General features: G+C 36.7%; 12 protein-coding genes. 8 read left to right on the forward strand and 4 right to left on the reverse strand.

The features are described 5' to 3' along the window. The first annotated feature begins 1,117 nt into the window (after nucleotides 1–1,117). Entirely contained in the window at nucleotides 1,118–1,657 is a 540-nt protein-coding gene (locus ACFSCX_RS21270; protein ID WP_377930266.1) for an arsinothricin resistance N-acetyltransferase ArsN1 family A, read from the forward strand. A 16-nt stretch (nucleotides 1,658–1,673) separates the two neighbouring features. After that, nucleotides 1,674–2,147, forward strand: coding sequence for an isochorismatase (locus ACFSCX_RS21275; protein WP_377930267.1), 474 nt, complete (start codon nucleotides 1,674–1,676; stop codon nucleotides 2,145–2,147). Nucleotides 2,148–2,385: 238 nt separating this feature from the next. Here ACFSCX_RS21275 and ACFSCX_RS21280 read toward each other — a convergent pair whose 3' ends face one another. Both ACFSCX_RS21280 and ACFSCX_RS21285 read right to left on the reverse strand, forming a co-directional pair. Continuing rightward, nucleotides 2,386–2,604: a hypothetical protein gene (locus tag ACFSCX_RS21280; RefSeq protein ID WP_377930268.1), complete on the reverse strand. Its 219-nt coding sequence runs from the start codon at nucleotides 2,602–2,604 to the stop codon at nucleotides 2,386–2,388. A 78-nt stretch (nucleotides 2,605–2,682) separates the two neighbouring features. Then, nucleotides 2,683–2,871: a hypothetical protein gene (locus tag ACFSCX_RS21285; protein WP_377930269.1), complete on the reverse strand. Its 189-nt coding sequence runs from the start codon at nucleotides 2,869–2,871 to the stop codon at nucleotides 2,683–2,685. Between the two features lie 203 nt (nucleotides 2,872–3,074). Between ACFSCX_RS21285 and ACFSCX_RS21290 the strand changes: the two genes are divergently transcribed. The 4 genes from ACFSCX_RS21290 (at nucleotide 3,075) to ACFSCX_RS21305 (ending at nucleotide 7,982) form a co-directional block, all read left to right on the forward strand. Further along, nucleotides 3,075–4,331: a M28 family metallopeptidase gene (locus ACFSCX_RS21290; RefSeq protein ID WP_377930270.1), complete on the forward strand. Its 1,257-nt coding sequence runs from the start codon at nucleotides 3,075–3,077 to the stop codon at nucleotides 4,329–4,331. 127 nt (nucleotides 4,332–4,458) lie between these two features. Then, a complete protein-coding gene (locus ACFSCX_RS21295) occupies nucleotides 4,459–4,641 on the forward strand; it encodes a hypothetical protein (RefSeq protein WP_377930271.1) in 183 nt (60 codons plus the stop codon). Between the two features lie 598 nt (nucleotides 4,642–5,239). Next, the gene (locus ACFSCX_RS21300) at nucleotides 5,240–6,877 is read left to right on the forward strand and encodes a Na/Pi cotransporter family protein (RefSeq protein WP_377930272.1); all 1,638 of its coding nucleotides are present in this window, start codon (nucleotides 5,240–5,242) and stop codon (nucleotides 6,875–6,877) included. A gap of 160 nt (nucleotides 6,878–7,037) precedes the next feature. Then, entirely contained in the window at nucleotides 7,038–7,982 is a 945-nt protein-coding gene (locus ACFSCX_RS21305) for a GNAT family N-acetyltransferase (RefSeq protein WP_377930273.1), read from the forward strand. 62 nt (nucleotides 7,983–8,044) lie between these two features. Here ACFSCX_RS21305 and ACFSCX_RS21310 read toward each other — a convergent pair whose 3' ends face one another. After that, nucleotides 8,045–8,437: a hypothetical protein gene (locus ACFSCX_RS21310; RefSeq protein WP_377930274.1), complete on the reverse strand. Its 393-nt coding sequence runs from the start codon at nucleotides 8,435–8,437 to the stop codon at nucleotides 8,045–8,047. A gap of 124 nt (nucleotides 8,438–8,561) precedes the next feature. On the opposite strand from ACFSCX_RS21310, the gene ACFSCX_RS21315 reads away from it, so the two are divergent. Then, nucleotides 8,562–8,960, forward strand: a complete 399-nt coding sequence (locus ACFSCX_RS21315; protein WP_377930275.1) for a hypothetical protein — start codon at nucleotides 8,562–8,564, stop codon at nucleotides 8,958–8,960. A 68-nt stretch (nucleotides 8,961–9,028) separates the two neighbouring features. Here ACFSCX_RS21315 and ACFSCX_RS21320 read toward each other — a convergent pair whose 3' ends face one another. Beyond that, entirely contained in the window at nucleotides 9,029–10,051 is a 1,023-nt protein-coding gene (locus ACFSCX_RS21320; protein ID WP_377930276.1) for a PTS sugar transporter subunit IIC, read from the reverse strand. Nucleotides 10,052–10,964: 913 nt separating this feature from the next. Between ACFSCX_RS21320 and ACFSCX_RS21325 the strand changes: the two genes are divergently transcribed. Next, complete coding sequence (locus ACFSCX_RS21325) at nucleotides 10,965–11,984, forward strand: hypothetical protein (RefSeq protein WP_377930277.1); 1,020 nt, start codon at nucleotides 10,965–10,967, stop codon at nucleotides 11,982–11,984. Nucleotides 11,985–12,000: the final 16 nt, after the last annotated feature.

Genomic DNA, 12,000 nt, shown 5'->3' on the forward strand with positions numbered 1-12,000 from the left:
GAATTGGGGTAAGTAAAAAGCCAAACGAGTTAAGTAAAAAGAGAGCAGAGGTAAGTAAAGCGCTGAACGAGGTAAGTAAAAGAATTGGGGTAAGTAAAAAGCCAAACGAGTTAAGTAAAAAGAGAGCAGAGGTAAGTAAAGCGCTGAACGAGGTAAGTAAAAGTGAACCGGGTAAGTAAAAAGCCAAACGAGTTAAGTAAAAAGAGAGCAGAGGTAAGTAAAGTACCGACCGAGGTAAGTAAAAGTGAAACGGGGTAAGTAAAAAGCCAAACGAGTTAAGTAAAACGAGAGCAGAGGTAAGTAAAGTACCGACCGAGGTAAGTAAAAGTGAAACGGGGTAAGTAAAAAGCCAAACGAGTTAAGTAAAACGAGAGCAGAGGTAAGTAAAGTACCGACCGAGGTAAGTAAAAGAGAATTGGGGTAAATAAAAAGCCAAACGAGTTAAGTAAAACGAGAGCGGAGGTAAGTAAAGTACCGACCGAGGTAAGTAAAACGAGAGCAGAGGTAAGTAAAGCGCCGACCGAGGTAAGTAAAAGGGGCTAGCGTCGAATAAATCTTCAGAAAGGAAGAACCAAAGTATGCTGGTAGCAGAGAGAATGAGATTGCTCTTCGAGATTTTGGAGATGTTTTCTATCAGCTCCCTCTTGAGGATAAGAAAAGCGGCTGGGGACAATCTCCTGGAAGTATTGCGCATTTCTTAAAGCCTTTCGTAGAAGGAATAGTTTCTCAATATGGAGGTGTAGCTGTTAAACATGTAGAACAAGTAAATGATGAAAAAATTCGTCTTGTCTTAACAGATGGTATTGAAAGAAAAGTTGATCACATCATCTCAGCTACTGGATTCCATATTAATATGGATAAAATACCATTTTGGGGTTCGGATGTTTACTAGAGATCGAGCGTGAAGAAGGGTTTACACAATTCCCGAAGCTTGATAATCGTTTGAAGCTAGTTTACAAGGATTATCCTTTGCTAGCCCGTTATCATCACATAGTCACGGCTCGACTTTTCGATTCATATTTGGTTTAAGAAAGATCGCTTTTTCTATTATCCCTTCTATTGTCAAAAATCTTGAAAAGATAGAAGTGAAATTGTAAGAGCAGGGGGACACATTTGTATGAAAACTTTTATTCGAGAAGCAAAACGAAGTGACTTAAAATCGATTCAAACGATATTTAATCAAGGTATTGAGGACCGAATCGCTACATTAGATACAGAGCTGAGAGATACATTTTATATGGAAGAGTGGCTAGAAAAACACTCTGGTCGTTACAAGGTGATTGTGGCAGAAGAGGAAGATAAGATTGTAGGTTTTGCATCACTAAATCCGTATAGTATTCGAGCTGCTTATAATGGCGTGGCGGATTTATCCATTTACGTCTCAAGGGAGGGTAGAGGAAAGGGAATCGGTGGCATATTGCTAGATGAGATTGAGCGATTGGCCATTAATCATGATTTTTACAAAATAGTCTTGTTTACCTTTCCATTCAATCAGCTCGGCCAAAGTCTGTACCGAAAGAAAGGTTATCGTGAGGTTGGTGTATTTCAAAAACAAGGGATTTTGGATGGTCACTTTGTTGATGTCATGGCAATGGAAAAAATACTTTCAGAAAAGATAGAATCATATGTTTTACGTAGCCAAACGATAAATACATGAGAAAGAAGGTAAGAGCATGATTGAATTACGTGAAGAATATAAGAAGCGCTCTATTCGTTTTATAGATGTATGGGAAACTCAAGGCTGGTCTATGAAGTTATATGGAATTTCATATGAAAACGAGTATCCTAAAAATAATCTAATTCAAGATGCTAAAGAGCTTGCGGTAAAGATTCTTCCTTTACCGGCGAAAACAGATGCCCGATACGGTGTCGGTTTTATTGGAATACATGAAGGCGCAGGGGCTAATTTCATATTCATAGATTGGTGGTCTGATGAAAATGAGCTTAATCATCATGTTTATGTTGCTTCCCATGATACACCTGACCATTATGAATATGCTACCCCAAAAGGATTAATTGCATGCTGTTGGGATTTAAAGGTTCTAAGCTTTGAAAGGGATAGTTGGGTAAAGACAGTTCTAGCAAACCCGGCGGGTGTTCCAAATATAGACGAATATATGAAACTGCAACTGAATGAAGACGTTTAATTTTATGAAAAGAAAGAGAAACGCTAATTGTTCTTCGACGCCATCCTACCAATAGCTACAGAACTGTTTAAAAGAGCATACCTTTTACGTCCCATTTTCTTACATTATCAAGAGTATCAACACCACAAAAGGAATATTAATTTAAACAGGAGTAAAGCGAATGTCCTTCTCCCTTTCTTGAATTGGACTACCCATTATTATTTCAGGAACTAATGGGTATGAAAAATAGTAAGCTATTTTAACGATTAGTATGTTCTTGTTCTGTTTCTAGTTGAGTATAAGCATTGATAAAGCGTTCATATGTTTGTTTACCATATTGGTCTACATTATTTCGAAAGAAAAGTTCAATAGTTAACTCTTTTGCTTGTTGTAAGGAACAATTTCGAGAGAGTCTAATTAAATTGATATAGGAAAGAAAGTATTCTTCCTGTAGCGTACTTGCATGATTAACAGTCATGGCATTTACTCCTTTTACAAATATTCATTAATATTGAAGCTAATGAGCTTGGAATACCAAGCTCATTTATATCTTCTTTTAAGCCGTGCAGCAAAGCTGTTCTGTTTGTTTGGTTCTAGCAGTCATCTTAACGATCCATTTGCTTACATAGTTTCGAAGTTGATTGTTGGCAGTTGTACCGGTGAATTTCCAAGCATCCATTGCAAGTTGATCCACTTCGTCTCTTTTGGCTTTTGCTATCATTTCTGCTTCATAATAGAACATCATAAACCCAACTCCTTTATTAGTTTCAATTAATCAAAAAGTTTTGATTAATTATATAGTAAAACCAACCATAGATTTTGTCAATTATTTAATCAAAAAAAATTGATTAAAATTAAACAATTATTTTTGATTAAGTGGTTGATATGAATATAAAATAAGTATATGATGTATAAATCAATAAAATTTGATGAATGAGGAGAAGTTCAATGAAAACATCACCAATTTCAACACAGCTAATACATGATTTGAAATTTTTAACAAGTAAAGAAACAGAAGGGAGGGTTTCAGGGTCAAAGGGAGCAAAAATGACGGCCACTTACATAGCAAATGTATTATCCAATTTAGGGATATTGCCAGCAGGGGACGACGGATATTTTTCATCCTTAAATATATATGCGGCCCGTTTAAATGGTAACGTAACCTTAAAGGTAGGTGAAAAGAAGTTACAACATCGAACAGATTTTGGAGAAATCTCAAAATACTCTAATCCAACTGGAAACTCGGTACATGGAGAGTTAATGATTGTAAATGATGGAGAGGAAATCAATCCATCTCGTTTAAAAGGAAAGGTGGTATTAGTACCCGAAAAACCAGACAAATTAGATCTAGCCGCAACGGTAAAAGGTGCTGAGGAACTAGGAGTCGCTGCAATGTTAATTGAAGGAGGAGAACCAAAATGGTTTGTAAAAAGCTTACATGGTTCTAGAGAGAACTCAATCCCAGTATTTCATGTAAGAAAGAGTATTGTAAATGAGATAGCACAACTAGATGGGGAAATTGTACAGATTGAACTTCCACTTATCTCTGAAAATCGAACGTGTCAAAATGTTTTGGGGCTACTGCCTGGAAAAGATACTACGAAGATTCTTGTTCTCTCAGCTCACTATGATCACCTAGGAGATGACCCAAACGGACATAGATTTCCTGGTGCAGTAGATAATGCATCGGGGGTTTCCGTTCTTCTAGAAACAGCAAGAAAGCTTTCCGGACAAACTTTACCGTTTACTATTTTGTTTGCATTTTTTACAGGAGAAGAATCTGGCCTGCTTGGCGCGAAGCACTTTATCAAACACACACAACTACCCATTTCAACGGTCATAAACATAGATAGTCTTGGATTTGAACCAGTGTTAAACAAGATGAGAAATGGCCATAAAGAACCAGGAAATTGGCTTGCTGATCTTTCAGCTGAAGTAATAAAGAAGCACGATGTTGAGATTGCCTGGATTGCAGGTGGTGAAGATTCTTTTGCCTTTCAAGCAGTGAACATTCCTGCCATTGGTTTAGGTCAAAAACCGACAGAGCGAAAAGAAAGAAGTATTCATACACCAGATGACGATCTAGAACATTTATATTTGAAACCGATTCAACAAGGTTTCAAAATCTTCAATGAAATAATAGAAATATTGATCCAACATCCCGAAAAAGTGGTGAATTTTCCCTTTAAAAAACATCAATACTGAAGTGAATAATAAAAATCAATTTTTTTTGATTAAATGATTGCATTTTGAAATTATTGTAACTATAATAAGATTAAAGATAAATCAAAAAAAGTTGATTTATCAAAAAATAAAAGAGGAGATGATCTACTTGAATTTTATAAAAAAACTAACGGGTAAAGAAGAAGCAAAATCATCAGGCTGTTGTGGAGTAGATATTCAAGAGGTTGAAGTTAGTAAAGGAGATTCTTGTTGCGGAGTCGATGAATCAGCTATAACGAAAACAGATTCATGCTGCGGTACTGCAAAAGAGAGCGAGAGTTCTTGTTGTTAAGTGGTTCTTATCATTTTGGGACATTGATTTCCGATATATAATACAAATACAAACAAAAAACGATCAGATCATTTTGATCGTTTTTTCTATGTTAAATAATTAAATGCTATGTAAGGAATAGCTTTGATATAGACTAACTATCAATTTAATTAAACCTACATTATGATTGCGCTATCGTTGACATATATCAGAGGGAGAGGCAACTTCGTCAAATGCCATCCCTAACTCAATAACCTTATTTACAAAACAAGCTAGCTCAGTACTCATTAAATTATTTTGATATCCTTTGTTTCATTATCGTTTTTAATATTTCATCAAAATGCGAATTCGGTACTTCAATACTCTTACTTCAACTATTTTTTTAGCGAATTACCTACCTTATCATTCGTTTGTCGTATAACAACTACAAACTATTTTATTGAGGATTTACAAGATAAGATATTTCGCCATAATCAGGATATACTAGAAGAATCTATGAAAAAAATAAAGCTATTGTAAATTTAGTGTAAATTTTTAACCGTTTTTATTTACAAAAACAACATAAATTCTTTACAATCAAAGTTGTGTTGCAAATTTTGTCGATTTAGGAGTGGAAGTCTTGGATTTAAATGTGCAAGCAATGATCTTTCAATTTATCGGTGGATTAGGTGTTTTTCTTTTCGGTATTAAATATATGGGTGACGGTTTGCAAAATGCAGCCGGAGACAGGTTAAGAGACATTTTAGAAAAGTCCACATCAAATCCGTTTATGGGAGTTCTATCAGGGATACTTGTAACGGTACTTATTCAATCAAGTTCGGGAACAACTGCCCTCACGGTTGGACTTGTTAATGCAGGGTTTATGACATTCAGACAAGCCATCGGTGTTATCATGGGTGCGAATATTGGTACAACAGTTACTGCCTTTATCATCGGTATTAAAGTAGGGGATTATGCCCTTCCAATCATCGGTGTGGGAGCTGTGTTATTATTCTTCTTTAGAGAAAAACGTATCCAATCACTTGGACAAGTTATGTTTGGGTTTGGAGCACTCTTTTTAGGACTTGATTTTATGAGTGATGGCATGAAGCCCTTGCGATCATTGGAGGTATTTAAAGAATTAACGGTTACGATGAGTGATAATCCGATTCTTGGTGTGATTGTAGGAACAGCCTTCACGGTCATTGTTCAAAGCTCTAGTGCCACGATAGGTATATTACAAGAATTGTTTGCACAACAAGCAATGGACTTACGAGCAGCACTTCCGGTCTTGTTTGGAGACAATATTGGAACAACGATTACAGCAGTTTTAGCTGCCCTTGGAACGTCAGTTGCAGCAAAAAGAGCAGCGGCTGTCCATGTATTATTTAATGTGATAGGTACGATTATTTTTTTACTAGGAATTGGACTATTCACGACCTTTATTGGATATCTCCAGCAGCGAATCGGACTAAACCCAGCAATGACAATTGCATTTGCACATGGTATTTTTAACGTGTCAAATACAATCTTGCAATTTCCATTTATTGCTGCTTTAGCATGGATTGTTACCAAGATTGTTAGGGGTGACGATACAACGATTGATTTTAAACCAAAGAACTTAAATCCAATGTTTATCGAAAAGTCACCATCTATCGCGCTTGGACAAGCAAAAGAAGAAATTGTCCGTATGGCAAGCCTATCTTTAAAAGGATTGGAAGAAGCGAAGAGCTTTTTAAATACAAATAGTAAGAAACATGCAGATATGGCCTTACAAGTTGAAGAAGCCATAAACAGCTTAGATCGAAAGATAACTAACTATTTAGTTGATATTTCCGCTAAACCATTAACACCAGATGAAACAAACGATCATGCTAGGCTTTTAGATTATGTTCGTGATTTTGAACGTATTGGTGATCATATGGAGAATATGATTGAACTCATTGATTACCGTATTTCGAACCGAGTTACATTGTCAGAAGAAGCGATTAACGAGCTAAATGAAATGACAGACTTAACGATTTCAACACTAATGGATGCTATTACGTCCATTGAAACAGGTGATGAAAATTTAGCAAAATCTGTTTTATCGAATGAGGAAAAAATTGATAAAATGGAGCGTGTCCTGCGTAAAGGGCATATCATCCGCTTAAATGAAGGTCGCTGTGACGGTGACGCTGGAATCATCTTTGTCGACTTTGTAAGCAATTTAGAGCGTATTGGTGATCATGCGGTTAACATTGCTGAAGGTGTTCTTGGGATTAGACATAGTAATTAATGAAAAAAGGATTTGCGTTCAGCAAATCCTTTTTTTGTTGAAAAAGTTAGTCATGCAAAATACTGGTACAAAAGTTATGGTTTTACTTTTTCCAAAGGAGGAAAAAGTAACCATTTCGTCGAATGGTAGTAGTATTAAATAAAGAAAGAGAGCGATTTTTATGAAAGAATTATTAACGATTAGGCATCCACAAAAGGAAGATGCTGAATCAGTGTGTAACCTGGTCATTGCCTGTGATGTTGAAGATTTCGGAGCCCCAGATTTTGACTTAAATGAACTACTTGATATGTGGGCTGACTTTGACCTTGAGAATAATGTTTGGATCGTAGAAAATTCACAGAAAACAATTGTTGGTTATGCCTTCCTTGAAGAGGATAGTGAAGAGAAACTTTTTAGCTACGGATTTGTCTTACCATCAGCAAGAGGTACTGGTGTTGGAGCTGCACTTCTACATGCTATCGAAGACCGAGCAAAAGTACTCTGCAATGACTCGGGACTTCAAAAGAGACTACAAAACTTAATCCCTACATTGAGAGAGGATGCGAATCAATTATTGAAAAACAATGGGTTTAACCCAGTCCGCTATTTTAAACGGATGAGTATTTCAATGGATCAGCCTCCAAAAAAACCTTTGCTTCCAGAAGGATTTTCCATTCATCCGTTTGTCAAAGGGCAGGATGAGGAATCTGTATATCAGACGTACACTGAATCCTTTGCTGATCATTGGGATTATGCGGCACCGACATTCGATGCATGGGTTGAAAAGACGAAACGCCCATCGTTTACGCCAGAGTGGTGGTTTGTTGCACGTGATGAACAAGGGAAGGTAGCAGGAATAGCTTTATGCCGAATGCGAGAGGATTCCCTTTTTGTGAATCAATTAGGAGTAAAAAGTGCTTATCGTGGTGTAGGCTTAGGATTAGCCTTACTACAACATTCCTTTTACGCCTCGTATCACTCTGGTCAACCAGTAGTTTCACTAGGAGTGGATGCCGAAAGTCCTACAGGGGCATACCGTCTTTACGAAAAAGTAGGTATGAAGGCTGTTCACGATGTTACCTTATGTGAAAAGTTGATTATTCCAGCTAATGAGAAAGTATCATAGTCTTTTCTATACAGTCATAAAAAAAAGCCAACACACCTCTTGGGTATATTGGCTTTTTTTAACTACTGATGAAATGGTGTTTGAAAGTGAGTGTTAACGTTTGCGTGATTTTGATATTGGTTTTGACTTTGCTGGTTCATGGTTTGACCTGGTTGGAAAGTTCCAATTGTCGATTGGAACCCAGTTCCCACTAGGTCTTGTTGCATCTGATTACAAATGTTAACAACTTCTTGGCAACGCTGTATGGCTAGATCATGATCATTCAGACTTTGTTGAATAAGCTGTGCCGCTTGTTTTTCCCGCTGTAAAATTTGTTCTAGCATTTGGATGTTTTGTTGTTCCTGCTGAAGCATCATTCGATACTGTTGACTCCCTTGTTGTGTTTGGTGAAGTAATTGTTGTGCAATTTGTCTTGTGTGATTTACTTGTTGTACGCCATGTTGTGTTGTATGCATGATAATGCCTCCTAAATAGAATTGGAATCAAAGTTCCATAGATAGTTTGCATTCATAGGGGGAGAAAATTGTGTGGGAAATAAAACCTTAAACGGTAATTAACTTACAGATAGGGGAGGAATGAATGGAAGATCTATATGTTCAATTAGCAGCCATTTTAGTGGCTATTCTTTCTGGGGGAATTGCTGTTTTTCAAATTTTACTCTTTTTAGGATTTCCACTCGGAGAATACAGTTGGGGTGGTAAATACAAAGGGGTCTTACCGAAAAAAATAAGAATGATGAGTTTACCAGCAGCTGTTTTAGGGTTATTCTTTGGACTCGTATTTTTAATGCATACAAATTTGTTAACGATTGAATCGATCCTACCCACTAATATTCTTGTCTGGGTTATTACTGTTTTTCTAGGTCTAAACACATTAGGGAATTTAGCATCTAGAAGTAAAAAAGAAAAAGTTGTGATGGGCCCTATTGCTGCGATTACGTTTTTATCCTGCTTATTCATTTCAATTTTTGGAAAATAATAGGGAAAGTAAAGCTGCAGAAAAAAGTCTCTGCAGCTTTCACTAATTGTTCAAACCTGTTTACTTCATTAATCGGAATGACTTTCTGTCCGTATCTTTAAGTCTCCATATTTAATAAATCCTTTTTTTCTCATCCACTCTGATAAAAGTAAACTAATCATAGCAGGACCTATAAAATGCAATAGTGCGATTTTGATCCACACATCCATTCCAAATCCCATGACAGCAAAAGTCATCATCGGTCCTACTAATCCACTAGTGCCCATTCCAGCACCTGCTGCATTATTTGACATGGGCAGTAGAATCGTACCAATTGGTGCAAGTACAATTCCTGCTATGGTCGGGGGAATGAGAATAAGGGGATTTTTAATGATATTTCCTACCTGAAGCATGGAAGTACCGAGACCAATGGCTAATAGCCCTCCAACCCCATTTTCACGATAACTACTGACGCCAAAGCCAATCATTTGTGCAGCACATCCGATTGTTGCTGCACCTGCTGCACTTCCTTCTAATCCAAGCATCAATGAAATGGCAGCGCTTGAAATAGGGGCTGTTAAAGCTAGTCCCATTAAGGCAGCAACTAGGATCCCTAAAACAAATGGTTGCTGGGAAGTTGACCAATTAACAAGGGCACCGAAGGAAGTCAATAATTGATGTAGTGGTGGACCCAAAAATGTGGCAACGCTGTAACCAACCAGTATGGTTGTTAAGGGCGTGAGGATAATATCTAGTTTCGTTTCATTGTGAACCATTTTTCCTATTTCAGTTGAAAGTACGGCAGCCACATAACTCCCAACTGGGCCTCCAAGGGAAGCACCTGCTGCACCACTAATGATGGCGGCAAAAATTACAAGTGGAGGCGCCTTAAGTCCGTACGCAACGGCAGCTCCAATTCCAGGCCCCATTAATGACTTGGCCAACGTACCCATTTCAATTAGAAAAGGAACATGAAGTTTCGTTCCGATTGTTTCGATAATCAGCCCAATGATTAGCGTGGAAAATAAACCTAGTGCCATAAATTGAAGTGCCTTTATAAAATAGTCGAACGCTGAGAGAGTCACACCTTTGCGTCTTAAGAATGAAAGCATGGAGGGTACACATCCTTTATAGATACATAATAGTAATGTTAGGTTTTGCTTCTTTAGAGGACATATACAATCCTATCGTCCAATTAAATAGGACGAATATAAATTGTGAGTAGCGAGCCCTTTATCGATATATCGGAATAGGGCTTTTTGTATCTCGTTTTTGAAAAAATATGAGTTTTTTGTGGAAAATAAGGATGACTGATCAATTTTTTAGTTATGTAGTGAATGGTATGTACAGATTCACTGATTTTTGAGTCCATATACAGCCTTTTTGGGCAAACGAATCAAGAGTATCAGCAACCTAAATATATTTATCATCAACTTTGGAATACTTATCAGCAACTACCTACTTTTATCGTCAACTTTCAGAATTTATCATCAACTTTTTGTTTTATCATCAACTTTTCACTGCTTATCATCAAGTCGAGTTTATTTAACAGCAGCTTTTGATAGTTTTTCAGCAACTCAAAATATATCAGCACAATCAAAGTGGAAAAAGGAAAAAAGTTTTGTAAACGAATTTACAAAACTTTCCCAATGTTTAACGGATTGAAACTTAAAGCGGCAGTAGAAAATTCTGGTGCTTTAGTGATCGGTGCAAGTAGTGAACCAATGATAAACCAGCCTATTATTTTATTCATTTTGGAATAATGGTTTACACAATCATTAAATCATGATAAAAATCTATTGATTCTATATGTAATAATGAGTGGATTAGATATATAAAACTAAATTTGTAAACCCAATATTCATATTCGAATATTGGGTTTACAAATTTATCCCAATATTCAATGTTGGTTATATTTGGTACGCTATTATAGAAATTAATCATGTTACGAAGTGATTAATTAGCTATCTTTTTAAGAGGAGGGTAGGAGGGTCTAAATAAATTCAATTATAGGGAGATGAACCTTTGAGTACGTATCAAGACTTTTTTATAAGAGGGCATCTTGGGGCAGACAATACAATTCCTGCTACAGGTACTTTAAGTAGCTCACCTGATATTATTCCTGTAGAAACCCATCCGATTAAATCTTTTCAAGAAGTGTTAGCATCTGACGAAAGCTATTCATCAGATCCAGGAACAACAGTGTCAATTGGTTACGATAACTACATATACGTTCGTGGGAAAAATGGAGGTATATCTCCTGTGAAGAAAAAAATATACCTTTATTATGTTCCTGCAAGTATTATCAATTGGCCATCAAAATGGAAAGACAATGGAATTCCCACCGCAGCGATTGACCCTACTACAGGTAAAGAAGTTATGTATGTAACTGTGGATGGCTCTCCAAATCAAGTCTTAGTCGGCAACAATGCATTCATTTGGAGAAATGTACAACCCCCACCAGCTGGTAGCGATCATTATTGCTTAATTGCTCAGGTTACAGATGATAAAAATAGCAATCCTATCCCACACCAAGATGATTTCTCTTACGAAGATATGGCGTCCTTAATGCATAACAATCTAGGTTTTGGTTGGAGGAACGTCACTACTATTAGTAAAGATATCCCTACATGGAATAGTAATACTACTTTAGATGTTCCCCTTTCTGTAAAAACAGCAAAGTATGTTCATGTATATGTTGATATAAAGGGGCATAAGGGAGCCGAGATTTCCTTTCAATGTAGCACCCAGGACAAATCATCAACACCAATAGAAATATCAAAAACATTAGTTACTTCTAATGAAGCGATGATCTATGGTATAACCACAAAACTAGATCCAGGATTCTCAGGAAGTATTACATTAAACTATTTTCAAAATGGCATTACACCTTCTTCTGATAACCATATTAGAATTGAAGCTTCTTACGAGCATGAAGATGAGTTAAACATTGATCAGGAACATCTTAATCGTCTCAAGGGCGCTGTGGGCATTGAGCCAACAACCCCAGTCTATTTAGGTGATTTTAAATGGCTTGTTAAATAATAAAAAAACAAGGAGT

Source organism: Bacillus salitolerans (genome assembly GCF_042680805.1).
Lineage (GTDB): Bacteria > Bacillota > Bacilli > Bacillales > SA4 > Bacillus_CJ > Bacillus_CJ salitolerans.

Coding starts and splice junctions, on each gene's coding strand:
- ACFSCX_RS21270 (WP_377930266.1), top strand. CDS start 1,118: ATGAAAACTTTTATTCGAGAAGCAAAACGAAGTGACTTAAAATCGATT.
- ACFSCX_RS21275 (WP_377930267.1), top strand. CDS start 1,674: ATGATTGAATTACGTGAAGAATATAAGAAGCGCTCTATTCGTTTTATA.
- ACFSCX_RS21280 (WP_377930268.1), bottom strand. CDS start 2,604: ATGACTGTTAATCATGCAAGTACGCTACAGGAAGAATACTTTCTTTCC.
- ACFSCX_RS21285 (WP_377930269.1), bottom strand. CDS start 2,871: ATGATGTTCTATTATGAAGCAGAAATGATAGCAAAAGCCAAAAGAGAC.
- ACFSCX_RS21290 (WP_377930270.1), top strand. CDS start 3,075: ATGAAAACATCACCAATTTCAACACAGCTAATACATGATTTGAAATTT.
- ACFSCX_RS21305 (WP_377930273.1), top strand. CDS start 7,038: ATGAAAGAATTATTAACGATTAGGCATCCACAAAAGGAAGATGCTGAA.
- ACFSCX_RS21310 (WP_377930274.1), bottom strand. CDS start 8,437: ATGCATACAACACAACATGGCGTACAACAAGTAAATCACACAAGACAA.
- ACFSCX_RS21315 (WP_377930275.1), top strand. CDS start 8,562: ATGGAAGATCTATATGTTCAATTAGCAGCCATTTTAGTGGCTATTCTT.
- ACFSCX_RS21320 (WP_377930276.1), bottom strand. CDS start 10,051: ATGCTTTCATTCTTAAGACGCAAAGGTGTGACTCTCTCAGCGTTCGAC.